Here is a 26,360-nt window from a genome sequence, read left to right as displayed (position 1 = left end):
GTTTATCGACTTTTATCGCCGATCGCCCGCAAGTGCACGGCGAAACGTTCAGCCAGCCAGCGCGCGGCCGGACCGAGCGGCTCATCGCGGCGCCAGACCAGTTCCACCACCAGCGCCGGCGGAGTCCACTCGCTGTCCAGTTCGACCATCAAGCCCTGATACGCCGAATACTGCACCACATGGCGCGGCAACCACGCCCAGCCAAGGTCACGCACCAGCCATTCAGCCATGACGTAGAAGCTGTCGGCGCGCCACACTTGCGGGCTGGCCGGTTCGTTACCGGGATAGAGACTGGTCTGCGTCGACATCAATAGTTGCCGGTGTTGCGCCAGTTGTTGGCAAGTCACGTAAGCCTGCTTCGCCAGCGGATGATTGACGCCGCAGACCGTGACCATCTCGACGCTGCCCAGCACGCGCCGCTCGAGGGCTTCGGGGATTTCGTCGTGATAGAACAACAGGCCCAGATCGGCGCGACGCTCGACCAGTTTGCGGGCGACTTCGCCTTGTGCGGCGCTGGTCAGTTGCACTTCCAGGCTGGGAAACTGCTCGGCCAGCGCGGCGAAACTTTCCACCAGTGCCTGATACGGCATCGCCTCGTCCTGGGCGACACGCAATTGCGCTTCCTGGCCGCGCAACATGGCCATGGCGCGGCCATTGAGACGTTCGCATTGGCGCAGCACTTCCCGTGCCTCTTCCAGCAATGCCTCGCCCGCCTCGGTGAGACTCGGCTGACGCCCGCTGCTGCGTTCGAACAGGCTCACGCCCAAGTCCGCTTCGAGCATCGCAACTGCGCTGCTGATCGCCGACTGCGCCTTGCGCTGCCGACGCGCCACGGCCGAGAACGAACGCTGTTCGGCGACCTCTACAAAAACACGTAACTGCTCAAGATTCCACTGCATGCGCTTTGACAACCCATCTTCAGAACAGATAGGTAATGACTTTACCCCATCTGTCGAATCCCTAAAATGGCGCCTCAGCAAGCAACGATTTATTCGAGGAATGAAACCATGAACGCCTATGTCTATCTGGCCATTGCCATCTGCGCCGAAGTGATAGCCACCGTTTCGATGAAAGCGGTCAAAGGCTTCAGTACACCACTGCCGCTGATTCTGGTCATCGTCGGCTACGGCATCGCCTTCTGGATGCTGACGCTGGTGGTGCGCACCGTGCCGGTGGGGGTCGCCTACGCCGTGTGGGCGGGGATGGGCATCGTCATGGTCAGCGTCGCGGCGCTGTTTATTTACGGGCAAAAGCTCGACGTGCCGGCGATGCTGGGGATGGCGTTGATCGTGCTGGGCGTGGTGGTCATTCAGCTGTTTTCGAAGACTGCCGGTCACTAAAAAGCAACGCGGTCCCCTGTAGGAGTGAGCCTGCTCGCGATAGCGATCTGTCATTCAACATCTATGTCGTCGGATACACCGCTATCGCGAGCAGGCTCACTCCTACAGGTTTGTATTCCACGCGTTGATCATCGACAAATCCCGCGCTTTCCCGAGTCTGTATACTGCGCCCTCGTCTTGAACACTGAGGTCGCTGCATGCCATCCGTTATTTCCACCGACGTTCTGATTGTCGGCGCTGGTGTCGCCGGCCTCTGGCTGAACGCGCGCCTGCGCCGCCAAGGGTTTTCGACCGTTCTGGTGGAGAGCGCCAGCCTCGGCGGCGGGCAGAGTCTCAAGTCCCAGGGCATCATCCACGGCGGCGCCAAGTACGCGCTGCACGGTGCGCTGACCGGCGCCTCGGAGGCGATCGCCGACATGCCGCGCCGCTGGCGCGAAGCGCTGGCCGGTAATGGCGAGCTGGACCTGTCCGGTGTGCGCCTGCTGTCTGAAGCGCATTACCTGTGGTCGCCAGGCACTTTGGCCGGCAACCTCACCAGTTTCTTTGCCAGCAAGGCCGTGCGCGGCCGGGTTGATCAGGTCAAGGGGGACGAGCTACCCCTGGCCCTGCAAGACAAGCGCTTCAAGGGCAAGGTCTACCGACTCGCCGAACTGGTGGTGGATGTGCCAAGCCTGATCCGGCGACTGGCCGATCTGGCCGGTGACGGTCTGCTTGCCGGTCAGCTTATCGAGCCGCTGCTGGAAGCAGGTGTGCTGGTCGGCCTGAAAGTCGATGGCCGCGCGATCCGCGCACAACGCATCGTCCTGAGCGCGGGTGCCGGCACCGCCGAACTGCTCGAAGCCCTCGGCCTGAGCCGTCCGGCGATGCAACGCCGGCCGCTGCACATGATCCTCGCCAAGGGTCCTGGCCTGAAACCGCTGTACGCCCACTGTCTGGGCGGCGGCACCAAACCGCGCATCACCGTGACCACGCACCCGGCGGATGACGGCCAGTGGGTCTGGTACATGGGCGGCGACATTGCCGAAAGCGAAGGGGTGGCCCGCGAGCCGGCCGAACAGATTGCCACCGCGCAAAAAGAAATCGCCCAATTGCTGCCGTGGATCGACCTGAGCACCACACAGTGGGCGACCTTGCGAGTCGACCGCGCCGAGCCGCTGCAAACCGGGCTGACGCGCCCGGACAATGCGTTCCTGGCCGAAGAAGGTCGCCTGCTGGTGGGCTGGCCGACCAAACTGGCACTCGCGCCGGACTTCGCTGATCGGGTCCTCGCCTCCCTGCAACGCGACGGTATCCAGCCGCAAGCGGCAGAACCTTTACCAGCCCTGCCCAAACCACCGCTGGGTGTCCCGGCCTGGGAGCAACTGCTGCCATGACCATCGCCACCCTGCATGACCTGCATCGCCCGCTGGGCAGTACCGGCCTTATGGTTTCGCCGCTGGGCCTGGGCACAGTCAAGCTCGGTCGCGACCAAGGCGTGAAATACCCCAACGGCTTCCAGATTCCCGACGACGACGCCGCGCGAATGCTGCTCAGGCAGGCGCGGGAGTTGGGCATCAACCTGATCGACACGGCCCCGGCCTATGGCCGCAGCGAAGAACGCCTCGGCCCGCTACTGAGCGGCCAGCGTCAGGATTGGGTGATCGTCAGCAAAGTCGGCGAAGAATTTGCCGATGGCCTGTCGCGCCACGACTTCAGCGCCGCGCACACGCGAATGTCGGTCGAGCGCAGCCTGCAACGTCTGGAAACGGATTTTATCGATCTGGTGCTGGTGCACTCCGATGGCAACGACCTGGCGATTCTCGAACACGAAGAGGTTTACGCCACACTCGCGGCGCTCAAGGCCGAAGGCAAGATCGGTGGTTTCGGCTTTTCCGGGAAAACCGTCGAAGGCGGTCTGAAAGCCTTGGAGCAAGGCGACTGCGCCATGGTCACCTACAATCTGAACGAACAAAACGAGAGCGCAGTCATTGACTATGCTGCTGCCCACGGCAAAGCCATTCTGGTAAAAAAAGCCTTGGCCAGCGGTCACGTTTGTCTGAGTCCGGGTGTTGACCCGGTGCGCGCCAGCTTCGAATTGCTCTTTACCCGGCCCGGCGTCGCCAGTGCTATCGTCGGCACGATAAATCCGCTGCACCTCGCCCATAACGTAGCGACCGTTGCTCAGGTCCTGCGTGGTCACTGACGCCGCCCCGCGGCCTTAAGCAGGAGCCGATATGCCGCGTACGCTCATCAGAAAGAACCCGAGCAACTTCAAGACGCTGCCGCTGTTCGTCGAAGCCACGCCTGAAGGCCTGAGCTATCAGAGCGTGGGCATGCCGCTGAACTTCGCCCAGACCTTGCAGAGGCGCAAACCGGTGAGCGTGGCGGACAGCGAGCGCTTTTCTCTGGAGCTGGCCAACCTCGGTGTTTCCGTGCGGCTGACCCTGCATTGGCAGAACCGCGATTATTGGGTGCTGGTGCGCCAGCGCCGCCAGGACCGCGGCGATGTCGTGCTGAAGCTGATTTCCGGTTACGTGCCGGCCCATGAGTTGAACATTCCGCTGCACACGGCGATTCAGGAAATTGCCGAAGAGTGTTTGCTGGAAACTCCGGAAGGCTGGCTCGGCGGGCGCTTCAACGATACCTGGCTGCCGGCGCCGTACGCCGCCGCGCTGCATTACCGTGAGGCGCTGCCGTTTCGCCTGACGCCGCTGTCCGGCTCGGCGCGTCCGGTACGCTGCGCCAATCTGCAATTGCTGGAGCGGCCCCGGGCATACGTGCACTTGCCGACCGCTTCACTGCAATTGATCTATGACTTGCGCCTGGAAATCCCCAGGGAAGCCAAATCTTTGAGCCTGTTTCATGTCGATGAACGACTGGAGGGCGATCAACTGGTGGCCAGGCTCGATCGAAAGCGTCCCGACCTGTACCTGATGCCCCTCGAAGACGGCAAGCCATTGGCCGAGCTTTACACCCTCAAGCGTGACAAGCTGGTGCCGGCCAGCACCCGCGGGCTGCACCTGGCGGAAAGTTTCGCCAGCCAGCAAGGCTGGGTCGTGCAGGAAGAGCGCATCCGCTGGAAGGACTGGCTGGTGCAGCAGGGATTGCAACCGGCGCAGGCGCCACGCTCGGGCCTCAAGCAATTGAGCATCAAGGCCCTGCGTCTGGTCGGCCTGGGCAAGAAACGCGCGAGCAAATAGCCGATCAGCGTCGGCGATCGATCCAGGTGCGCAACGTCGCGAAGAAGTGAAAGTAGCGGTTTTCGCGTTTGCCCATGCCGCGCTTGGGCGAAAACGACTCATCGGCGTATGCACCGTTGATGCGCACCCGCGACGCCTGGGTCGGCAACGTGCAGACCTTGGCACCCGCCTGGAGCAGCGCGTACTTGAGCAACCGCTCGGAGTGCAGTTTTCTGCCCGTCGCCTGGCAAAAGTCGAAGATCCGCTCGATCCGCTTGCCATACGCCACGTAGGTATCGCGCCCGCACACGGCGAAGCGGTCGTTGAGGCCGCCCCACCATTGCCAGTCCGGCACATAGACGTTGTGCCGGCGGGCCTCGGGGTGGCTGAACACGTAGCCGGGCAGTGCGCTGTGGAAGAAGTTGTCCGGTCGCACAAACACAACGAAATCCGGCTCGAAAGGCTCCATCAACGTGGTCACGGTGTGCAGCGAGTTGAGCTGATAAATCAGGTTGCGCAACGACGCATAGTCATCTGCCCAAGTATCGCCCTGCGCCTTGACCCGCTCGAAATCCCAACGTTCCAGCACACCGTCGGTTGAGGTCAGCGAGCCAGTCATCGATTCGAATGGCTGGTAGTTATCCGCCTTAAGCTCGCCCTTCTCGCCGGAGCGGGTATTGTGCACTTCATCGATTTGATACAGATGGTAAAAGCACTTCACCTCGCTGCCCACCGGCAACTGCGCCAGCACGTTCTGCTCGATAGAAGGGAAACAGATCGACGAATTTCTCGGAATCCCGAAAAAAGCCACGGCGATTTTCAACACGCAACGACACCTTTTGAAAGTGATCCGGAGCCGCCGGCAATACCGGCCGCCCGGCTCATTGTCCGCGGAACAGTTTTTGCCACCAGCGCCGGGGCTGTAGCGGCACGACGATGACGTCGGATTTCTGCAACCAGTCCCGCTCGTAATCCCAGGCATGACCACCCCATAACTTTCCCGCCTCGTTGGAGAAACCCAGGGTCATGAGCTCATAGGTATAACCGACGTGACCGCGCAACCAGTCAAACAGCACCAGGGTGTTGAACCCGGTGGAGGGGCCGACGTAGCGTTTGCCGCCCGGCCGGTCGACCGGGTAATTCCACAACGGTGGCAACGGGATGCGATCCCAGTACATCGCCACGCGCGGCAACGGACACATCGGCGCGGCGCAGCCCACCAGCATGGTGAAACAACGCTCGCCCGAACGCTCGAACAATCGCTGCACATCGGCCCCGCAGGGCAAACCGAAAAAGTAGGCGTCCGGCGCGTTGTAGCCGTGCACAAAGACGTTGACGCTCTGCGCGTTGAGCAGCGGCGCCTTGATGCAGGTATTGAAGCTGACGACGACGTCGTCCGCGCCGATGTTCAGCGCCTGAAAATCGGCTGCCGTGATCGCCGGGTTGTTGGCAATCAACACCACGCGCGCCGCACGCTGCAAACACTCGCGCAAGGCCTCGGGCAAGGCCTGCAAAACCGATTGGTCGCCGCCGGGCAGCGCATCCAGCGCCATGTGCTGATCGCTCATTCAGGCCGGCACCTTCATGCCGTAACGCAGCTTCACCCAAAACCGGGTGAACGCCGAAGGCGGCTGCCATGGGCGCATCTCGCGCTGGATGGCTTCGGCGAGTGCCTGGCCGACCCGGGAAAACGAGTAGCGGCTTTCGGCAAACATCTGACCGTTGCGGGCGATACCCTGGGCCAGCTCCGGGTTGTCCTGCAGCAGCTTGATCTTCGCCACCGCCTCGTCTTCGCTGCGATAGAACACGGTGTTGTGCATGTCTTCGAAGCCGAGCAGGCGGTCTTCTTCACCCTGACTCCAGGCCAGCAATACACAGCCGCACGCCATGGCTTCGAAGTTCTTGATCATGAACTCGTTCATACCAATATCGGCGCTGACAAAAATCTTGATGCGATTGAGCGTTTCCAGATATTCCGCCCCCGATTGGGTGCGGGTCACCAGCATGCCCGTGCGCTTGGCCAGCGATTCGAGCATCGCCTTGCGCTCGGCGTATTCGGTGCTTTTCAGGCTGCCGAGAAAACCGATGGGAATGTCGCGCTCGACGCCGGTGTTATGCAGCATCTGTTCGTCGTAGCCCTTGGAGACGAACACTGTGTCGATGCCTTCCGCGAACATTTTGCGCGCGACCACGGCACCCGATACCAGCGCCCGGCAACTCGGCAGGCGGCGGTAAAGGCGCGAATAAACGCCACGGTATTTACTGGCGGGCATGTAGTTCTGATAGGCGTCGTGTTCAAGAAACACCAGCCCCGGGATGCATTGGAGTACCCGCAATTGCGGAGCCAGACGCTTGACCCGCGAGAAAATCACCACACGGTCGAAGGTCTGATAATCAACCGAGGCCAGAAACGGCCCCAGGTTCATCTGCTGCTGCTTGCTCAACCGATAGATGAAACACTCATCACAGTTCTGCTGCACGATATCGTAGAGCCGGTCGAGAATGACCCGCTGCTCGTCCATCACCAGGAGCATGACCTTCATAGACTGATTGACCACACAAGATTGGCAGGCAAGCGCAGCGGATTCAAACCTGCCACATCAACGCAAACGGCGCGATCCTCAAGGCAAAATCCGTTTGCACATAGTTCACTACGGTAAGAATTCATCTGATCAGCGACTGCGGATTTTTTCGACAATCGCGGTCGTCGAGCTGTTTTCCACCAGGCCCAACACTTTCACGGTGCCGCCATAAGCAGTAACGATGTCAGCGCCGACCACTTGGTCGATGCCGTAATCGCCGCCCTTGACCAGCACGTCCGGCTTGACTTCGCGCAGCAGGTTTTCCGGCGTGCCTTCAGGGAAGCTGATCACCCAATCCACGGCTCCCAGCCCGGCAAGAACGGCCATGCGCCGGTCGACGCTGTTGATCGGACGACCAGGGCCTTTGAGGCGGCTGACCGAAGCATCATCATTGACCGCCACGATCAGACGATCGCCCTGGGCCCGGGCCTGCTCCAGATAGGTCACATGACCGGCATGCAGGATGTCGAAACAGCCGTTGGTAAAGACGATCTTTTCGTTATGCGCACGGGCATCGGCCACGGCCAACAGCAGTTGTTCGAGGCCGAGGACACCGCGCTCGGAGCCTTCTTCACGCTGAATGGCGCGGCGCAGTTCCGGGGCACTGATGGCCGCGGTACCGAGTTTGCCGACAACGATGCCGGCAGCCAGATTGGCCAGCGCCACCGCGTGCGGCAGTTCTTCCCCGGCGGCAATCGCGGCGGCCAGCGTCGAAATCACGGTATCGCCGGCGCCGGTCACGTCAAACACTTCACGGGCTCGGGCCGGCAAGTGCAGCGCCGGCTGGTCCGGACGCAGCAGGGTCATGCCGTGTTCGCCACGGGTGACCAGCAGCGCGCCGAGGTCAAGATCGTGCATCAGCGTCGCGCCCTTGCTGACCAGCTCGTGCTCGTCGGCACAACCGCCGACGATGGCTTCGAATTCGCTGAGGTTCGGGGTGATCAGGCTGGCGCCACGGTAGATCGAAAAATCCTTGCCCTTCGGATCGGCCAGCACCGGGATGTTTTTCGCCCGGGCCGCCTGAATCAGCGCCTGATGGTTTTTCAAGGCACCCTTGCCGTAGTCGGAAAGCACCAGCACCTTGATGCCTTCGAGCAAGTCATCGACCTGCGAGCCGAGGGCCAGCGCGTCGGTGGCGAACGGTTCCTCGAAGTCGATACGCAGCAGTTGCTGGTGCCGGCTCATGACCCGCAGCTTGACGATGGTTGGCTGGTGCGCAATGCGCTGGAACAAGGCGCGTACGCCCGCGCCCTTGAGGCTGTTGCTCAGGCTGTCGGCGGCTTCGTCATCACCGGTCACCCCGACCAGCGAGGCCGGCGCACCCAGCGCGGCAATGTTCAAGGCAACGTTCGCGGCACCGCCCGGACGGTCTTCGATTTGCTCGACTTTAACCACCGGCACCGGTGCCTCAGGGGAAATCCGTGAGGTTCCGCCATGCCAGTAACGGTCGAGCATGACATCGCCGACTACCAAGACAGGGGCTTGATCGAAACGCGGCATGGACAACTTCATGGAGCAACCCACATACAAAATGAACAGGGGCGCGATATTAACACAGGGTAAAGCGCCGTCCGCTTCAATCTGAAAGCTCGCGCACCCAGAACAGCTCATGACGCCGCACGGCCTTGCGGAAAAACTCGTTACTGCCGGTGACAGGCCAGCGCCGCCCGGCAAGCACCTGCTGGATCAAACGGCGCAGCTGTCGCTTGAAACCCTCCGCGCCCTGCAAGTCATGCTCCATGGCCAGCGCCATGGCCTTGTCCAGTTGCACATCCGGCGACAGCACCGGACTCCACAAACGATCGGCCGGCAACGGCTCGATCGCCGGCGGCAACGCAATACCACTGCCGGCCGGGCCCATGGGCCAGCGGTCGTTGTCATGCAGATGATTGGCGTACATCAGAAGGGTCGCCGGTTTCCAGGAACTGGCGGCGATGGCTTCCAGCACGGCGCGGGTCGAGGCCACGTGATCGCTGTGCGGGTCAAGCTCGGGATGAGGCGTGACAACCACTTCAGGGCGAAAGTGCTCCAGCAGTGCCTGGAGATCGGCCACCAGATGGGTCCAGGTCGGCGCACCGTCAACATCGCCCGGCAGGCGCAGCGGGTTGTGCCGGCGGACACTGCGCACATCGTTCTCGCCAGACTCACGCGAGCCGAATGCTGTATCGGGCGCTTCGGCCATGGCCGGCAACTGCAGACAGTAGTACCCCAACTGCACGCACCGAGCGGCCGGCACCCCGCCCCATAGAGGAATGGTCAGACTGTCCCAACTGCGCAGCCTGCCCTTCAACCGTGCCGCCTGAGCCTTGTCCAGACCCAGCCGCTGAAAGTCGTTGGCTTCTATCTCGCCCTGAGTCAGGGTGACGATGCTCGCTTCTTCGCTGCGACTGTAAAGGCCGAACGCGGCCAGCTCCGCGTCGTCGGCATGGGGCGCAATGACCATGACCCGCTGTCGGGCATAGTCAGGATTAGCCATCACCCACAACGTGCCCGCCGCACCGAGTGTGCAGTGGCGGCCACGCAAGGCCAGGGCGTTCTGTGCCAGCGCCGCGGCCTGCCCCGACAGATTGACAAAGCGACGCCCCCTGACCCCACGCTCGAAGTCCTGGCGATCGTCGCCCACCTCGATGTAAGGGTCCCGCCAACGCCCCAGCCAGGTGGCTGTGACTGCAAGCTCCAGCAGCAGTGTTTCGCCTTCGGCCAGCGGCTCACTCAGACGCACGACGCCAGCGTCGAAGCTCACAGCCTGACGCGCGGTGCCGACGGGAAAGTCATAGTGATAGTCATCCGTCGCCCGATAGAACAGGTGATCGGCAAACCACGCCTCATGAGCCACCCACGCGAACACCAGCAGCACCGGCACCAGCCACCAGCCCAGCCAGAACCCGGTTGCGAGCAGCGCGATCAGGAACGCGACGAGGCACAATCGCTTGCTGCGTCGATGCGCCTTGAGCAGCTGTTGTTTGCGAGCAGTCATGGCTTCAGACCTTGTAGACGGGCACCGTGTGGCACCAGCGATCCTTGTATTCACGGTCGGCACGACCGAACGAATAGCGCAGTGTTTTGCCCAGCGCCTGCGCATCCGCCCAGGCCTGCTGGGTGTTGACGAAACTCAGCACGCTGCCCGGGCTGAACTCGCGGCTTTGCGGGTCGACGCCGCCATTGACGTATTCGAGCGAAACCCATTCTGGCGCCTCGACCCGGTACAGAATCTGGATGGCGACAGGCGCCGACTCCAGCATGACCACCGAACCGGTCATGAATTCGCGCAGCAGGGTGAACACCTCGACCAGCCCGGCCTTGCCGGGCACTTCGAAGCCCCAGCGGCGCTGGAACAGATCGCCGTAAGCGGCGGCCTGCTCTTGCGGCGTGAAATCAGACATTGGCACCAGCGCGCCGCCCGCCTCCTCCAGCAAGCGCTGTTCGCGACGCTGGTTGTAGCGAAACTTCTTTGAATAATCCTCAGGCAACCGCGCCAGCGCCAGGCCTTCGGGTTGACTGCGCAGGGTGCTGATCCGCTCGGCATTGAGTTGCGACACGTAGGCCATGCGCTGACGCACCGGGACCACAACGTCCGGGGCGATCGGCAGAATCAGCTCGGCATTGCCCATGTCGAGCAGCCCGCGCTTGCCCTCGCGCTTGAGCACCTCTTTGGACAAGGCCGCGTGCCGGCCCCAGCAGGCAACGGCGGCGACCACTTCCCCGTCGACGATCCAGCCCAGGTAGCGCAGCTTGATGCCGACAAACGTCGACAATCGTTCGACAACCTCGGGATGTGTCGCAACACTGCCGCCAAAGCGCTGCCAGGCCTGCGCATAGGCCGCCTGGTCGATCTCGCTCCAGCCGCGTTCACGCCAGACGCGAAACGCCGTCAGCATAGGTCGGTCGCATGGGTCGGTTGCGGCTCATCACCTTCTTCGAACTCTTTGGCGTGCAAGCGCGAGTAGTAACCGTTGAGTTCCAGCAGTTGAGCATGGCTACCACGCTCGACGATCCGACCCTCGTCCATGACCAGGATCAGATCCGCCTTCTCGATGGTACTCAAGCGGTGAGCGATCACCAATGTGGTGCGGTTCTGCACCACGTGATCGAGCGCCGCCTGGATATGCCGTTCGGATTCGGTATCGAGGGCCGACGTGGCCTCGTCGAGAATCAGCAGCGGCGCATCCTTGAGCAATGCCCGGGCGATGGCTATACGCTGACGCTGACCGCCGGACAACAGCACGCCGTTTTCGCCGACCAGGGTTTCATAGCCTTGCGGCATCTTGACGATGAACTCATCGGCGTAGGCCTCGGTGGCCGCGCGCTTGACCTCATCGAACGGCGCACCCGCCAGATCGCCGTAGGCAATGTTATTGGTAACCGTATCGTTGAACAGGGTGACCTGTTGGGTGACGAGCGCGATCTGCCGACGCAGGCTGCGCATGGTCAAGTCCTGCACCTGCACGTCATCGAGCAGAATCTGCCCCTGTTCGTGCTGATAGAAGCGCGGAATCAGCCCGGCCAGGGTGGACTTGCCACTGCCAGAACGCCCCACCAGCGCAACCATCTGCCCCGGTTCGACAACGAAACTGATGTCATCGAGAACTTTCTTCTCGCTGTTGGGATAGCTGAAGCTGAGGTTGCGCACTTCCAGGCGCCCTTGCAGACGGTCACGCTCGACCGTCCCGCGGTCGACTTCCGCCGGCTCGTCGAGTTGCTCGAAAATGCTTTCGGCACCGGCCACGCCTTTCTGGATCGTCGAGCTGACTTCGGAGAGCTGGCGAATCGGCTTGGGCAGCAGACCCGCCATGGTGATGTAGGCCACGAGGTCGCCGGGCGAGGCATCGCCGCGCAGGTACAGGACCAGAAACATCACCACCGCCATCGCGCTGTACGTCACCAGTTGCAGCATCGGCGTGTAGACCGCGCCGGTCTTGGTCATGGTCAGTTGCTTGTCGGTGTTGCTCTGGCTGGCGTCACGGAAGCGCACCTTTTCATAGGTTTCGCCGCCGAAACTGCGCACGACACGGTAACCATGAATCGTCTCGGAAGCGACGTGGGTGACATTACCCATCGACACCTGAATCTTCTTGCTCTGCTTGCGGAATTTTTTGCTGGTGCTGTTCACCATCAGGCCGATCACCGGCAGGATGGCGACCATGACCAGGGTGAGCTTCCAGTTCATCCACAACAGCGTGCAGAACAGGAAAATCACCGTCATGCCTTCACGAATGACCACTTTGATCGCATCCGTGGCAGCGCCAGTGACCATGGTCACGTTGAAGGTAATGCGGGAAATCAGGTGACCGGAGTTGTTCTTGTCGAAATAGCTGTTGGGCAGGTCCAGCAACTTGTTGAACAGCACCACTCGCAGGTCATGCACCAGCCCCAGAGAAACCCGGGCCAGAAAGTAGTTGCCCAGGTAAGACCCGACCCCTTGCCAGACGGCAATCAGTACGATCAACAGCGGCACGCTTTCGAGCAATTGCAACTTGCCCAGATAAGGGTTGCCCGGGAACAGGGCGGCCTCCGGATTGGCCAGGCCGTCGACGAAATATTTGAGGATGTAGGCCAGCATCGGTTGGGTCGATGCGAAAATCAGGAACCCGACGATACTCAGGATGAACAGGCCGGCGTAGGGCCGCACGTAAGCCAAAAGGCGGAAATAGATCGCCAGCGTAGACTGGGCTTTCGGTTCAGGACTGCTCATGGGAATCCGCGCAAATCAGTGAGGCGGCGATGATATCACAGGCCCTTTTGTGCCAATAAACATCACTGGGCGCCAGCCTTGGCCAAGTCGGTTAAGATAGCCGGCTCACGATGGGGAGTCAGGCATGCAATCGATTGATCACAGCACTTACGAGGCACTGCGCAAGGGTGCACACGTACTGGAAGCCGACGGCTCCGGCGACAAGGTGCTGAGGCTGGCCGACGGTCGCATGCTCAAACTGTTTCGCCGCAAACGCCTGTTCAGTTCAGCGCTGTTCTTCCCCTACGCTCAACGCTTCGCCAATAACACCAGGGCACTGGAGCAGCGCGGCATTCTGTGTCCGAGCGTGATTGCGGTTTACCGTATTCCGAGCATTCAGCGCGACGGCGTTTATTACACGCCGTTGGCGGGCGAAACCGTGCGGCAGTTGCAGGGCACGGCGCAAGAAACCGATACGTTGCGCGCCCGGCTGGGAGCGTTCATCGCGCAACTGCATGAAAAAGGCGTGTACTTTCGCTCGTTGCACTTCGGCAATGTGGTACAGACCCCGGAAAACCACCTCGGCCTGATCGATATCGCCGACCTGCACTGCCAGACACGTGCACTGAGCGACAGCAAGCGCCTGCGCAACTTTGCCCACCTGCTTCGCTACAAGGAAGACCGCCAGTGGTTACTCGGCAACGACGCCGGCCAGACCTTTCTCGAGGGCTACCGTCAGGCACTGCCGCATAACCGCCAGGCGCCGCTGATCGAGCGCCTGCGCCCGCTGTTCGACTGAGCCTTACGGGCCGATAACCAGAATCGTGGCGCCCTTGCGGTTGGCGAAGCGCTCGATGATGCGCATCTTGTGTGCCACCAGCCACGCCTGCAGCCACGGCTCATCGCCTTTGCCTTCAATCAGGAAGTAGCGGTAATTGCCGGCGTACTGCGGGGACATCGCCTGCTCACGGGTCAGCTCAGGCACGACATAACCCCGCCCGGCGTAATAGCTGATGCGGCCGTCTTCGAACCAGGCGGCGGCATCCCGCTCGACGTGCGTGGACATCCAGCGCCCCGCCGCAACGTAATGGGTCTTCCCGGCGCCAGTAGAAATCACGTTGGACAGCATCACCAGCAGCGCCGCGACGACCAGCACCTTGGTCCAGCGGGGAAACTCCCGGGCAAAAGCCGCCAGCGCCAAGGCCAGTGCCGGCACACATAACAGGTTCAGGAAACTCAGGTAACGGGTATTCATGAACTGCTGTTTGATGAAGAAAAGGATCAGCACGACCAGATACAGCAGCGCAGCCCAGGCGAAAGGACGATAGTCACGCCAGTAGGTCCTCAACACTGCCCAATTGCGACGCAGCACGAAAGGCACGGCAAACGGACCCATCAACTTGACGAAACCTATCACTATCGCGGCCAGCATGCCGAAAAACACGATGCGCCCGGCTTCGTCTTGCGAATATTTGTTGATCAGCGAATTGGCAAACTGCTCCGAAAGCACCTGGAACGAGGCATACACGCTGTGGGGCGCAATCATGTCCAGATAAACCATGAAGCGCGCCGACATGAATACGCCCCAGGCAGACGCTGCCACCAGCCCCAACACTGGCAGCAGGGCGAACTGCACAAACTGCATGCGCCGCTCGGAAGACCACAGATTGGGCAACTGCCACAGCCCTAGCGCCGGCAGCAACAGCAAGGCTTCCAGGCGAAACAACGCTGCGAAGACAATCGCCAGATGAATCAGGATTGCCCGCAACCAGCCGCCACGGTCCTGCCAGCGCAGCGCCAGCCAAAGGGTCAGCGTGCAGAAGAACCAGAAACCACACTCGCGGATGATGTCGTTTCGAAAGGCATTGACCGCAGGCATCGCCAGCACGACCAGACATGCCCAGCCGGCGATTTCGGGAGAGCGCCGACGGACACAATCGACCATCAACGCAGAGGTACCGGCGAAAAACAGCCCACACCAGATATAAGCACTCAGCTCCAGCGGCAAGTGCACGAAGCGATGGGTCAGTGCCAGGAGGATGGAAAACCAGGGCCAGTCGAAGTGCAGCCAGGCGACATCAGGTCCATGCTCGACTACCTGTTGCGCGATATCGATGTATAACGCGGCGTCTCGCCCGACCGTTGCGGTACCCGACACAGCAATCAGCGACAGTAGGATACTCGCCCAGAACGCCACACTGACCGGTCGCTCATTGATTACTTGAGCGGCCTTGACCGCCCATTTACTGTCCGTACCTTTCACCCAGCCCCCTCAACATCACGCGCCACAGGTACGCAAAAAACAATAAACCGACTATCGGAACAGCAGGCGCAAGGCTTTACGCAAGTACGACCAACGCCCAAGGATGCGCCAGTCGGCACGTAGCGCTTGCATATAAAACGTCTTGGCCAGTGCGTATTCGCCATGGGAGTAGCAGTCACGAAACAAGGACAGGCAACGCTGGGCCAGGAAAGCCTGGCGCAAGTCCTGAAGATCCTGCGGCATCCGCCGACTTGAGAAAACCTCATTGACGACTTGCTCTGTTCCGGCCGCAAGGCTCTGCCGCAAGTCATGACGCATGCTGTCAGCGTGCTTGTAAATCAGCGCCAGAGGCTGCTCCAGCACACTGCACGGAAAGCGCGCCAGGACCTGGGCAAACACCGGCAGGTCCTCGACATTGCGCAGGTGTTCGGGGTAGCCCCCCGGAGCAAATACCTCGCGGTGCATGGCGCAGGCGCCGTTGGAGATCGACACCGTCTTGTCCAGCAGATAGCCCTTCACCCGCTGGCGCATTGTGAGCGGCAGCGGCTTGGCTGCCTGCAGGCTGCGCTTGCCGCCGGCGAAGACCGACCAGTGAGAGCCAATGATCATCCGGCTCTGGGGGTTGCCGGCGATATGGTTCGACAGTGCTGCCAACGCCCCCGGCGCCATCTCGTCATCCGCGTCGAGAAAGACCAGAAAACGTCCGCTGGTCTCCTCGATTCCGAGATTGCGCACCGAAGACAGTCCACCGTTGCACTTGCGCAAGGCGCGAAAACGCCCGACGTGCTCGGCCTGAAGCGCGTCTACCACCTGAGGCGTCGCGTCGGTCGAACCATCGTCGATGACCAAAAGATCCGCCGAGGCCTCATGCAACTGCGCCAACACCGATCTCACCGCACGTGGCAGCGACTTGGCGTAGTTGTAGGCAGGAATGACGACGCTGATCAGTGTCTCAGTCAAGACTGTTTCCTTGCACACCCTCTTTGACGACAAGAATATCTTCCATGATCAGATATTGCAGGTCAGAGCCGAAAAACATGTTCAGCGCGTCGGTCGGCGAACAGATCATCGGCTCGCCACGGCGGTTGAGCGAAGTATTCAACGACACGCCATTGCCTGTCAGGTCTTCCAGCGCTTTCATCATGTCGTAGTAGCGCGGGTTGTATTCACGCTTGAGCACCTGTGCACGGGAAGTACCATCTTCATGGACAACTTCCGGCACGCGGGTCTTCCACTCTTCAGCCACTTCGAAGGTGAACGTCATGAACGGCGCCGGGTGGTCGATCTTGATCATTTGTGGCGCAACGGTGTCGAGCATCGACGGGCAGAAAGGCCTCCAGCGCTCGCGGAACTTGATCTGGTGGTTGATACGATCAGCCACACCGGCCACGCTTGGGCAGCCGATAATCGAACGACCGCCCAGTGCGCGCGGACCGAACTCCATACGCCCCTGGAACCAGGCCACCGGATTGCCCTCGACCATGATTTTGGCGATCTGCTCCGGCATGTTGTCGAGTTTGCGCCAGGTCGGCTTGTTCTCGTGGCGGGCGCAGGCGGCAATCACGTCCTCGTTGGAGTACGACGGGCCGAGGTAGACGTGCTCCATCTTCTCGACCGGCACACCGCGGGCATGGGACACATACGCCGCTGCACCGACTGCGGTGCCGGCATCGCCGGAAGCAGGCTGTACGAACAATTCCTTGATGTCGTCGCGGGCAATGATTTTCTGATTCAGCTTGACGTTCAACGCGCAGCCACCGGCGAAGGCCAGCTTGCCGGTTTCCTTGAGCACGTCGCCCAAGTAATAGTCGATCATTTGCAACGCCAGCTTTTCGAACAGCGCCTGCATGCTGGCGGCGTAGTGAATGTACGGTTCGTCAGCGATGTCGCCTTCACGCTTGGGACCCAGCCACTCGATCAGCTTCGGCGAGAAGTAAAAACCCTTGCCCTTCTCTTTGTAGCGACGCAGGCCGATGACGTTGGCATAGTCGGTGTTGATCACCAGCTCGCCATTCTCGAACGAGGCCAGACGCGAGAAATCATATTTGCTGGCGTCGCCATACGGCGCCATGCCCATGACCTTGAATTCGCCGTCGAGCATCTCGAAACCGAGAAACTCGGTGATCGCACCGTACAGGCCGCCAAGAGAGTCCGGATCAAAGAACTCCTTGATCTTGTGAATCTTGCCGTTTTCGCCATAACCGAAAAAGGTTGTGGCGTACTCACCCTTGCCGTCAATGCCGAGGATCGCGGTTTTTTCTTTGAAACCGGAGCAGTGATAGGCGCTGGAAGCATGAGCCAGGTGATGCTCGACCGGCTCGATCTTGATCTTTTTCGGATCGAAACCCAGTTGCTCGAGACACCAGACGATCTTGTTGCGATAGCGCTTGTAACGGCGATTGCCCATCAGGATCGCATCAAGGGCGCGATCCGGGGCATACCAGTAGCGCTTGGCGTAGTGCCAGCGGGCCTTGCCGAACAGACTGATCGGGGCGAACGGAATTGCCACCACGTCAACGTCAGATGGTTTGATGCCGGCCTGTTCAAGGCAGAACTTTGCCGATTCGTAAGGCATGCGGTTCTTTGCATGTTTATCGCGTACGAAGCGCTCTTCCTCGGCCGCCGCGATCAGCTTGCCGTCGATATACAAGGCTGCGGAAGGATCATGGCTAAGGGCGCCGGACAGGCCAAGAATCGTCAATGCCACAGGGGTCTAGCCTCTTTAGTCTGCATACAGGCGCGATGCGCCTTGAAAATTGATGTGCCCTCGCGCAAGGCGAGTGACAGCTAAAGGGCGGGATTATAGCGTAAACATGAAGGGAATTACCCTGTGCGAATTGCCCTGGCGTGAACGGCTTGTTAAAAACACGTCCGAAGCTTTAATAGCCACCCTTGCGCCAGTAAATACTGAGGTTACCGTCAGTCGTCTGGCGATAAATCGTATAGAGCAGCGCCACCGTGTCGAAGACGGCGGAGAGCGGCAGATCGAGCAATACGAAGGGCGCCAGGAACCCCGTTGGGTCGGGAGGCGCATTCAATACGCAAAAATCAAAGGCCAGGCCGCTGTACACCCGCGGAATCGACTGGCAGTAGGTTTTCTGTTTGCGCAGGTCACGAGCGGCATCGGCATCGTTTTGCAGAACCGTCGCGACGCTGCCGCAGCCTGACAGAACTAACGCCAAGGCACCCGATGCCACCGTCCTTTTTATGCCCAAGACTCACCCTCCAAGATTGACGGGCAAGTTAGCACCGGGATTTGGCAGGGGACAGTTCATGGCTTCTGCAGAGGCAGTAGGAAAAGTCTGCGGTACTTGTCCGCTACTTACTGCCAGCAGCAAGGTTCAGTGCGTTTGGCATTTTTTCGCGAGCAGGCTCGCTCGCGCAAAAGAGAATGCCGCGAAGGAGCGAGCCTGATTCACTCAGGGCTGGAGGCTGTTTTTGGCAAGCGCTGATCGATGATTTGGTACAGCGCGCTGGTTTCAGGCCAGTTACGCATGAATCGCGCACGGTCGCGGGCGTACGCCGGGGCGAAACTGCCGATAGAACCGTGCTGACACATCGAGTCCAGATCAATCAGCGCCCAGCGATCGTTCTGCCAGAACAGGTTGTGCCCCTTGAAATCACCGTGACTGATGCGCTCGGCAATCAATCGCGCAAACAGCTGATCCAGCGCCTGCAACTCGACTTCTGGCGCCTGGCCATTGTCCACGTACGGAGCAAAACGTTCGATGATGTCCGGCCCCGGCAGGAACTCTGTCACCAGATAGGCACTGCCGCGCAACCACAAAAAGCGCTTTTCCAGCACCGCCAGCGGTGTCGGCGTGGCGATGCCGAGGAACGCCAGGCGATTGCCTTCACGCCACGAATGCCAGGCCCGACTCGGGCGCCAGAAGCGTTTGAGCCAATGAGCGAAACCCTTGATATTGTAGCGTTTGACAAGCAGCGTGCGGCCGTCCGCCTGAACCCTGCCGACACTGGCAGCACCACCGGTCTTGTACAGATGCCCTTGATCAAGCAAGACGTCCGCCTGAGCCAGCACGGACAACATCGCGGCTTCTTCCTCGCGGCGAATGGCACGCAGGCCAAATGCACCGCGCTGAACCGCGAACAAGGTGCATTCCCGGCCAACCTTGATCAGATAATCCTTCAGGCGCCAGCTGCGCACCTTGTCGATCTGCTTCTGCAGGGCTTCCAGTGGCAATGCATGCTCGCTGTTGCTCAACAGGTAATACACCAGCAATTCTTCGGTAAACGGTTCAAGCGACTTGGGCAACTGGGCAAAGAACACACCGAGGTTTTCCAAGACTTTTTGTCGCGACAATGGCTGGCCCGCCGTCTCGGCGCGAATCCCGGCACCGTCGATCAGGTACAACTGACCACCGTGACGCAGCAGATTGTCCAGGTGTAAGTCTTCCTGCCAAAGACCTTTGCCGTGCAGTCGGCCGATGGCATCCAGCGCTTCGGCCAACACGGCGGCTTGCTCGTCAGCCAGCGCCGGCAGCGCCTCGACCATCGCCCAGGCATCACCGAGGCTTTCGGCGTCTTCAAGGAACTCAAAAAGCAGCCAGCCACCCTCTCCGTCCCGCAAGCCATCGGCCAGCAGCAACGGCGTGGTCATGCCTTGCGCTGCGAGCAGCTTGACGCCTTCGAGCTCGCGCTGAAAATGCCGCGCCGCTTTGCTGCCGACCAGCAACTTGGCCAACACCGGCCGGCCGCGCCACACCCCAGCCCCCACGTAGCGCTGCCCCGGCAGGACTCGCAGCAGTGTCAGCAGTTGCAAATCGGCGCTGCCGGCCGCATCGGCCAGCGACACCGTCAGCGGCAACGACGGTGTGCGTCCGGCGTTTTTCAGGTCGGACAACTGCATCAACGCGTCTCCTTGTGACTGCGGCGTGCCGTCATGCGCACAAGCCAGCTATCAACCAGCGAACTGTTCGCCGGCTGGTCGAGATAAGCGGCCAGCAATTCGCGCAGTTGCGCATGGCTCCACTGCGGCGCACGGCGCACCAGCGGCTCCAGGTCCCTGACCCGGTCACGCTGGCCGAACAGCAGCGGGCGGTTTTTTTCCAGGTCGATCAACTGCGCTCGATAGTGAGCGCCTGTGGCCTGCATGAAGATGTGCTTGGGATAGAAGCAACCGTGCACCTGACGCCGGCCATGGAGCAGTCGCGCCAGTTGCCCGCAGGCTTTGAGTAGGGCCGAGTGCTGCGCCACGGTCAGACTCGACCAGCGTTGCAGCAGCGAGTCGAGGTCGTCCCAACCGTCCAGCGCCCGGGTCAGGAGAACCGCACGGACTTCGCCCTTGATCTTGCGCTGGCCAAAAAACACCGCCTGCAACGCGGGTATGCCCAGCTCGCGATAGCGGCTGATATTGCGAAACTCTCGGGCAAAGGTCGGCTCGCCGAAGGGCGCGTGCAAGGTGCGGGTCAGGTAATTGCACTGGCGCTTGAGGTAGAAGGCACGGCCTTCGAGTTCAAGACGAAACACGCTGCTCCAGCCGCCGCCATCGGTATTCGGCTCATCGACCGCCTCCAACTGCCGGGCCCACAGTGCATCGAAGGTGTCGAGGCCGTGGCGCTCAAGCAACGCGCGATCTTCAGCGGCCAGAAAATCAGTCATTCTCGTCCCTCGAAAAATCTCACCACGTGCCGAATGCGTTTCTTGTCGGCTGCATTGAGCCGGTCACACTGGCGGTATTGCAGGTAGAAACGCAAACGCTGGGTGTTGGACAGGTGATATTTGGCGACCTTGTCGAGACACGCCAGATCCTTGGTGATCCGGTACTTGAGCCAGAAGCCCCGCCAAAAATCGCCGTTCGGGCAATCGATCAGAAACAGTTGCGCCTGATCGTCGATCAACAGATTGCGCCACTTCAAGTCGTTATGGGTAAAGCGCTGGTCATGCATTGTCCGGGTATAACCGGCCAGTTGCTGGCTGATGCCGTCCACCCAGGCACGATCCTTGAGCTTGGGGTCCTTGCGCTCGGCCAGCGCCGAGAGGTCCTCGGTACGCGGCAGTTCGCGCGTTATCATCGCCCCACGGTCGTATGCCGCACCGCGTCGTTCAAGGCCCCACGCCACCACTTCAGCGGTGGGAATGCCCCATTTGGCAAAGCGCTTGAGGTTCTGCCACTCCATCTTCACCCGCGGCTTGCCCACGTAACGACGCAGGCCTTTACCGGCGCCGACGTAGCGCTTGACGTAATAATTGACGCCGTTGCGCTGCACCCGGATGACTTCCGACAGCGGATCACGGGTCAGGCGCTCGCCCTGCAAGGCAAACACAGCGTCGAGGCTGCCGAAGTCTTCGGCGAGTTCACGGTACTGCGGCTCAAGCGTCCAACCCGCCATCAGAGCGCATCCCCGTAACGCTGCTTGCGCGCATACAGCTTGCTGGCCTTGCCTTCCAGCCAGCGCAGCAGCGGCGCTTCTTCAGCCAGTATCTGCCGTAGCGGTTGCTGGAAGTAGCCCTTGAGAAAGCGCAGTTTGTCGCGGCGGGTCAAGCCGATGTCCAGCGCGGAAAAATACAACGCCGCCAGGTCCTTGTCGCGCCAGCGCCGGGTAATGGCCGGACGGGTCTGGGCGCGGTGCAAGTCAATCACCGAGAGCTTGAAGTCATCCGCGGCAACCGGTTTGTCGGTGTGCAGCAGGAAGTGGCAGATGTAGCAGTCGCGGTGATTGACGCCGGCGCGATGCATCATGCCGGTCATGCGCGCGACTTCGGCGATCAGTGCGCGCTTGAGCGTCGGCTCGGGCGGCTGCTTGACCCAGTCGATACTGAAATCTTCGAGGCTGATGGTCGGCGCCAGCTCTTCGGTAACGATGAACGAGTGCTGATCCGCCGGGTTGCTGCCCTTCTCGCCGTAGGCGACAGCGGTCATGGTCGGTATGCCGGCTTCCTGCAGGCGTTGAATGGCCTTCCACTCCTGGCCGGCGCCGAGCACCGGCAGCTTGGCGGTAAGCAGGTTCTTGAAGATCTCGCCCCAGCCGATGCCACGGTGAATCTTGACGAAAAATCCGTTGCCATCGACTTCCGTGCGCAGTGTCCGGCGCGCTTCCAGCTCGCGGTATACCTCGCCCTGCAAGCCTTCGACTTCGGCGAACGGGTCGCGTCCGGCCCAGAGGCTTTTGAACGGTTCAGCCAGCATCAACTTCATTAAGCGTGCTCCGCCAGAATCACATCGGCCGCGTGCTGCGGCATGCTGTAGAGGTCGGCCGTTTCGGCGAAGGCCAGGCCGTTGCGGCTCCACGCTGCGCGGGCAGCGTCGTCGCTCAACATCTCGCTCAGATATCGGGTCAGTTGCGCCTGCTCGAACGGTTCGTCCAGCACTCGCCCTGCGTCCGCCTCGGCAATGTAATGGGCGTAACCGCAGACCGCGCTGACCAGTACCGGCAAGCCGGCGACCAGCGCTTCAAGCAGCACCGTACCGGTGTTTTCGTTGTACGCAGGATGTATCAGCAGATCGGCACCCAACAGAAAACGCGGGATATCGCTGCGCCCCTTGAGGAAAGTCACATTGTCGCCCAAACCCAACGTTGCACTCTGCATCTGGAACAATTTGGGGTCATCTTGGCCGATTACAAACAGCCGGGTGCGTTTTCGCAATTCGGCTGGCAATGCCGCCAGTGCTTTCAGGCTGCGATCGACACCCTTGGTCTTGAACCCGGAGCCGATCTGCACCAGCAGCAGCTCGTCATCCTTCAGATTGAATTCAGCGCGAAAACCGGCGCGAATCTCATCGGCATCCGCCGGACGACGACGATCCTGGGCAATGCCCGGCGGCAGCAGATGGAAGCGCTCAAGCGGCGTGCCGTAGTGCTTGATGAACAGCGGCTGTTGCACTTCGGAGATCATCAGCACTTCAGTCTTCGCGTCTTTGGCGAACGCCGCGCGCTCATACTCGGCGAAGTGGCGATAACGGCCCCAGCGGCGGTACAGCGAATTGCGCAGGTTCTGCGCCTTGTCTTCGAAACAGCCGTCGGCGGCGTAGTAGACGTCCAGGCCTGGCATCTTGTTGAAGCCGATCAGGCGGTCCACCGGGCGCCTGGCCAGATCCGCCGCCATCCAGGCACTGAGTTTTTCATTGCGACGGTGATTGAAGAATGCCTTGACCGGCGCCACCAGCACTTCGAAACCGGGCGGTACATCGCCCTCCCAGATCAGCGTGTACACACGAATCTGGTGGCCGCGTTTCTGGCATTCGAGGGCGATGCGCATAAAGTCGCGCTGCAAGCCACCGAACGGGAAATATTTGTACAGGACGAATGCCAATTGCATCAGCGCAGCTCCTCAGCCATTAACAACGTGCTCAGTCGGCTGGCGACACGCTCGGGGTTTACACGCGTGAAGCACAACGGCTGCTCACGCTTGAGGTCAAACTGACGGGCATCCTGCGCAGTCGGTTGATAGGTGCATTTCTTTTGCAGGCACGGTGCACACGGGAAGTCGCTGCCCAAGTGAATCTGCAACTTGCCGTAAGCTCCGGTCAGACCCGGGTTGGTCGGGCCGAACAGCGAGATGGTCGGCACGTCCAGCGCCGCAGCCAGATGGCCAAGACCGGTGTCCACCGCTACGCAGGCTTGCGCGCCGGCGAGGACTTTGCCGACGCCGGCCAGATTCAGTTTTGGCAGCACTTCGGCGTGCTTGAAACCCGCGGCTATGCGTTCGGCACGGGCTTTTTCCTGCGGGTTGCCCCACGGCAGCTTGACGCCCACGCCCAGATAGCCGACGCGTTCGGTCAGTTCGCGCCAGTAGGCTTCCGGCCAGTGCTTGCTGTCCCAGGTGGTGCCATGGAGGAACACGACGAAGGCGCTCTTGCGCGGCAGCTCGACCAGGCGCTCGACGTTGAGGCCGTAATCGCCGAGACCTTTGGGCAAGTCATAGCCCAGCGCAATGGCGAACAACTGGCGCACGCGCTCGACGGCGTGCTGCCCACGGGCCACGGCCAGTTTGCGGTCGTAGAAACGTGCGGCCATCGGCTCGCGGGCCGAACCTTTATCGAGGCCGGCAACCGGGGCCTTGACGTAGCGAGTCAGCCAGGCGCTTTTCAGCAGGCCCTGGGCATCGATCACCAGATCGTATCGATTGGTGCGCACGCTTTGCTTGAAGCGTTTCCACTCGCCGCTGGTAAGCGTCTTCCAAAGGTTCTTGCGCCAGCGACGGATCGCCACCGGAATGACTTTATCGACGGCCGGGTGCCACGTCGGGATTTCGCCGAAGCCTTCTTCCACAACCCAGTCGAACTTGATTCCGGGGATCGCCCGGGCGGCGTCGGTCAGCGCTGGCAGCGCGTGAATCACGTCGCCCAGCGATGAAGTCTTGATCAACAGTACCCGCAAGTTAATGAACCTCGACCACGGAGCCTTGCAGCTTCTGCAAGGCATCATTGACCGCGTCCGGCATCAGCTGGCGCAGGCAGTTGTAATGGCCGAAACGGCAGGTCCGGTCGAAGCAGGGACTGCATTCGATACCCAGCCGAACGACCTCGACATGTTCGGCCAACGGCGGCGTGAAGCCCGGCGAGGTCGAGCCGTAGACGGCGACCAGCGGACGGTTCAATGCGGCGGCGACGTGCATCAGGCCGGAGTCGTTGGAGACCACTGAATCAGCGCAGGACAGCAGGTCGATGGCTTCGGCCAGCGAGGTGTCGCCGCTGAGGTTGACCGACTCTTCACGCAGACCGGGAATCAGCCGTGCGCGGATGTCTTCGCCCACCGCGTGATCATTTTTCGAGCCAAACAGCCACACCTGCCAGCCTTCGCGGATGCGCGCTTCGGCGACTTTGGCGTAATGCTCGGACGGCCAGCGCTTGGACTCGCCGAACTCGGCGCCGGGGCACAGGGCCAACACCGGGCGGTCGAGGGTTAGACCGAACTTGCCCAGCGCGGCTTCGCGAGTCACCGGGTCGATCTGCAGGCTCGGGCGGGGATAGGGTTTGGGCAGCTCGACGTTCGGCTCGAAGGCCAGAGCCATGAAGCGCTCGATCATCAGCGGATAACGTTCTTTGTCGAGGGTGCGCACGTCGTTGAGCAGGCCATAGCGGAACTCGCCGCGCCAGCCAGTACGTTTCGGGATGCCGGCGAAAAACGGCACCAGCGCCGACTTCAGCGAGTTAGGCAGCAGGATCGCCTGATCGTACTGGCCGGCCAGAGATTTGCCGATACGCCGACGGGTCGCCAATTCGAGCGCACCGTGGCCGAGCGGGAAGCTCAAGGCCTTGCGCACTTCAGGCATGCGCTCAAGGATCGGCCGGCTCCACTCGGGGGCCAGCACGTCGATTGCGCATTGCGGGTGACGCTGTTTGAGACACTGAAACAGTGTCTGCGCCATCACCATGTCACCGACCCAACTGGGCCCAACGATCAGAATATTCATGTGCTTTCCAAAAACGAACCGGGGAGGCATTTACGCCTCCCCGCCTCGAGAATTCTACAAACATTATAGATCGACTATGGGAGTGGGCTGCTCGCGAAAGGGCCTATCCATTCAACATTTCTGCCGTCCGACACTCCGCCTTCGCGGGCAAGCCCGCTCCCACAGGGTTTTGCATTCACTTCCACATCTGCGACTCAGCGCAGATCCATTGTGGGAGCGAGCTTGCTCGCGAAAGGGCCGACACATCCAATATCAGTGTCGCCTGACACTCCGTCTTCGCGGGCAAGCCCGCTCCCACAGGGTTTTGCATTCACTCACATATCTGCGTCTCAGCGCAGATCCACTGTGGGAGCGGGCTTGCTCGCGAAAGGGCCGACACATCCAACATCAGTGTCGTTTGGCACTCCGTCTTCGCGAGCAGGCTCACTCCTACAGGGTTTTGCATTCACTCACACATCTGCCGTCCAGCGCAGATCCACTGTGGGAGCGGGCTTGCTCGCGAAAGGGCCATCACATCCAACATCAATGTCGCCTGACACTCCGTCTTCGCGAGCAGGCTCACTCCTACAGGGTTTTGCATTCACTCACACATCTGCCGTCCAGCGCAGATCCACTGTGGGAGCGGGCTTGCTCGCGAAAGGGCCATCACATCCAACATCAATGTCGCCTGACACTCCGTCTTCGCGAGCAGGCTCACTCCTACAGGGTTTTGCATTCACTCACACATCTGCCGTCCAGCGCAGATCCACTGTGGGAGCGGGCTTGCTCGCGAAAGGGCCATCACATCCAACATCAATGTCGCCTGACACTCCGCCTTCGCGGGCAAGCCCGCTCCCACAGGGTTTTGCATTCACTTCCACATCTGCGACTCAGCGCAGATCCACTGTGGGAGCGAGCTTGCTCGCGAAAGGGCCGACACATCCAACATCAGTGTCGCCTGACACTCCGCCTTCGCGGGCAAGCCCGCTCCCA

The 26,360-nt window shown here is 61.0% G+C and carries 24 protein-coding genes; 5 read left to right on the top strand and 19 right to left on the bottom strand.

Translation table 11 applies throughout. The features are described from left to right. Positions 1-2: 2 nt before the first annotated feature. Entirely contained in the window at positions 3-899 is an 897-nt protein-coding gene (locus tag HU755_RS25260; protein ID WP_186549396.1) for a LysR family transcriptional regulator, read from the bottom strand. Positions 900-1,007: 108 nt separating this feature from the next. Here HU755_RS25260 and HU755_RS25255 point away from each other — a divergent pair, with 108 nt between their 5' ends. From HU755_RS25255 to HU755_RS25240, 4 genes are all read left to right on the top strand, one after another. Beyond that, positions 1,008-1,340, top strand: coding sequence for a multidrug efflux SMR transporter (locus tag HU755_RS25255; RefSeq protein ID WP_016771980.1), 333 nt, complete (start codon positions 1,008-1,010; stop codon positions 1,338-1,340). Between the two features lie 197 nt (positions 1,341-1,537). Next, positions 1,538-2,713 (top strand): FAD-binding oxidoreductase, encoded by a 1,176-nt coding sequence (locus tag HU755_RS25250; protein WP_186637728.1) that lies wholly within the window; start codon positions 1,538-1,540, stop codon positions 2,711-2,713. Continuing rightward, on the top strand, positions 2,710-3,522 hold the full coding sequence (locus tag HU755_RS25245) for an aldo/keto reductase (RefSeq protein ID WP_186637725.1): 813 nt from the start codon (positions 2,710-2,712) through the stop codon (positions 3,520-3,522). The genes HU755_RS25250 and HU755_RS25245 overlap by 4 nt, the downstream gene beginning before the upstream one ends. Before the next feature lie 31 nt (positions 3,523-3,553). Further along, a complete protein-coding gene (locus HU755_RS25240) occupies positions 3,554-4,519 on the top strand; it encodes a metal ABC transporter ATPase (RefSeq protein WP_186549402.1) in 966 nt (321 codons plus the stop codon). A 4-nt stretch (positions 4,520-4,523) separates the two neighbouring features. On the opposite strand, the gene HU755_RS25235 is transcribed toward HU755_RS25240, so the two are convergent. The 7 genes from HU755_RS25235 to msbA form a co-directional block, all read right to left on the bottom strand. Then, positions 4,524-5,324, bottom strand: coding sequence for a hypothetical protein (locus HU755_RS25235; protein ID WP_186637723.1), 801 nt, complete (start codon positions 5,322-5,324; stop codon positions 4,524-4,526). A gap of 55 nt (positions 5,325-5,379) precedes the next feature. Further along, positions 5,380-6,066, bottom strand: coding sequence for a hypothetical protein (locus tag HU755_RS25230; protein WP_186637721.1), 687 nt, complete (start codon positions 6,064-6,066; stop codon positions 5,380-5,382). Next, positions 6,067-7,041, bottom strand: a complete 975-nt coding sequence (locus tag HU755_RS25225) for a glycosyltransferase (RefSeq protein WP_186619574.1) — start codon at positions 7,039-7,041, stop codon at positions 6,067-6,069. Between the two features lie 129 nt (positions 7,042-7,170). Further along, complete coding sequence (hldE, locus tag HU755_RS25220; RefSeq protein ID WP_186637719.1) at positions 7,171-8,592, bottom strand: bifunctional D-glycero-beta-D-manno-heptose-7-phosphate kinase/D-glycero-beta-D-manno-heptose 1-phosphate adenylyltransferase HldE; 1,422 nt, start codon at positions 8,590-8,592, stop codon at positions 7,171-7,173. A gap of 64 nt (positions 8,593-8,656) precedes the next feature. After that, positions 8,657-10,057: a PIG-L deacetylase family protein gene (locus HU755_RS25215; protein ID WP_186637716.1), complete on the bottom strand. Its 1,401-nt coding sequence runs from the start codon at positions 10,055-10,057 to the stop codon at positions 8,657-8,659. A gap of 4 nt (positions 10,058-10,061) precedes the next feature. Beyond that, a complete protein-coding gene (locus HU755_RS25210; protein WP_186637691.1) occupies positions 10,062-10,958 on the bottom strand; it encodes a GNAT family N-acetyltransferase in 897 nt (298 codons plus the stop codon). Continuing rightward, complete coding sequence (gene msbA / locus HU755_RS25205; protein WP_186637689.1) at positions 10,952-12,772, bottom strand: lipid A export permease/ATP-binding protein MsbA; 1,821 nt, start codon at positions 12,770-12,772, stop codon at positions 10,952-10,954. The genes HU755_RS25210 and msbA overlap by 7 nt, the downstream gene beginning before the upstream one ends. A 124-nt stretch (positions 12,773-12,896) precedes the next feature. On the opposite strand from msbA, the gene HU755_RS25200 reads away from it, so the two are divergent. Beyond that, on the top strand, positions 12,897-13,550 hold the full coding sequence (locus tag HU755_RS25200; protein ID WP_186637680.1) for a lipopolysaccharide kinase InaA family protein: 654 nt from the start codon (positions 12,897-12,899) through the stop codon (positions 13,548-13,550). 3 nt (positions 13,551-13,553) lie between these two features. On the opposite strand, the gene HU755_RS25195 is transcribed toward HU755_RS25200, so the two are convergent. The 11 genes from HU755_RS25195 to waaF form a co-directional block, all read right to left on the bottom strand. Next, the gene (locus tag HU755_RS25195; RefSeq protein WP_186637678.1) at positions 13,554-15,014 is read right to left on the bottom strand and encodes a hypothetical protein; all 1,461 of its coding nucleotides are present in this window, start codon (positions 15,012-15,014) and stop codon (positions 13,554-13,556) included. Between the two features lie 51 nt (positions 15,015-15,065). After that, a complete protein-coding gene (locus HU755_RS25190) occupies positions 15,066-15,974 on the bottom strand; it encodes a glycosyltransferase family 2 protein (protein WP_186637676.1) in 909 nt (302 codons plus the stop codon). Continuing rightward, a complete protein-coding gene (locus HU755_RS25185) occupies positions 15,967-17,721 on the bottom strand; it encodes a carbamoyltransferase (protein ID WP_186549424.1) in 1,755 nt (584 codons plus the stop codon). The genes HU755_RS25190 and HU755_RS25185 overlap by 8 nt, the downstream gene beginning before the upstream one ends. Positions 17,722-17,893: 172 nt before the next feature. Beyond that, on the bottom strand, positions 17,894-18,196 hold the full coding sequence (locus HU755_RS25180; RefSeq protein ID WP_238350045.1) for a YceK/YidQ family lipoprotein: 303 nt from the start codon (positions 18,194-18,196) through the stop codon (positions 17,894-17,896). Between the two features lie 233 nt (positions 18,197-18,429). Continuing rightward, the gene (locus tag HU755_RS25175) at positions 18,430-19,881 is read right to left on the bottom strand and encodes a lipopolysaccharide kinase InaA family protein (RefSeq protein ID WP_186637672.1); all 1,452 of its coding nucleotides are present in this window, start codon (positions 19,879-19,881) and stop codon (positions 18,430-18,432) included. After that, positions 19,881-20,633 (bottom strand): lipopolysaccharide kinase InaA family protein, encoded by a 753-nt coding sequence (locus HU755_RS25170; protein WP_186637670.1) that lies wholly within the window; start codon positions 20,631-20,633, stop codon positions 19,881-19,883. Before HU755_RS25170 ends, HU755_RS25175 begins: the two co-directional genes overlap by 1 nt. Beyond that, positions 20,630-21,364: a lipopolysaccharide kinase InaA family protein gene (locus HU755_RS25165; RefSeq protein ID WP_186619584.1), complete on the bottom strand. Its 735-nt coding sequence runs from the start codon at positions 21,362-21,364 to the stop codon at positions 20,630-20,632. The genes HU755_RS25170 and HU755_RS25165 overlap by 4 nt, the downstream gene beginning before the upstream one ends. After that, positions 21,364-22,170, bottom strand: a complete 807-nt coding sequence (gene rfaP, locus HU755_RS25160) for a lipopolysaccharide core heptose(I) kinase RfaP (RefSeq protein WP_186637668.1) — start codon at positions 22,168-22,170, stop codon at positions 21,364-21,366. Before rfaP ends, HU755_RS25165 begins: the two co-directional genes overlap by 1 nt. Beyond that, positions 22,170-23,291, bottom strand: coding sequence for a glycosyltransferase family 4 protein (locus HU755_RS25155; RefSeq protein WP_186637658.1), 1,122 nt, complete (start codon positions 23,289-23,291; stop codon positions 22,170-22,172). The genes rfaP and HU755_RS25155 overlap by 1 nt, the downstream gene beginning before the upstream one ends. Then, positions 23,291-24,352, bottom strand: a complete 1,062-nt coding sequence (gene waaC, locus HU755_RS25150; RefSeq protein WP_186549434.1) for a lipopolysaccharide heptosyltransferase I — start codon at positions 24,350-24,352, stop codon at positions 23,291-23,293. The genes HU755_RS25155 and waaC overlap by 1 nt, the downstream gene beginning before the upstream one ends. A gap of 1 nt (position 24,353) precedes the next feature. Continuing rightward, a complete protein-coding gene (gene waaF, locus HU755_RS25145) occupies positions 24,354-25,388 on the bottom strand; it encodes a lipopolysaccharide heptosyltransferase II (RefSeq protein ID WP_186637655.1) in 1,035 nt (344 codons plus the stop codon). Positions 25,389-26,360 lie beyond the last annotated feature (972 nt).

Source organism: Pseudomonas sp. SWRI111 (assembly GCF_014268555.1).
Taxonomy (GTDB): Bacteria; Pseudomonadota; Gammaproteobacteria; order Pseudomonadales; family Pseudomonadaceae; genus Aquipseudomonas; species Aquipseudomonas hamedanensis.
Note: the sequence above shows the minus strand (reverse complement) of the source record. Positions and strands in the feature narration are given on the sequence as shown.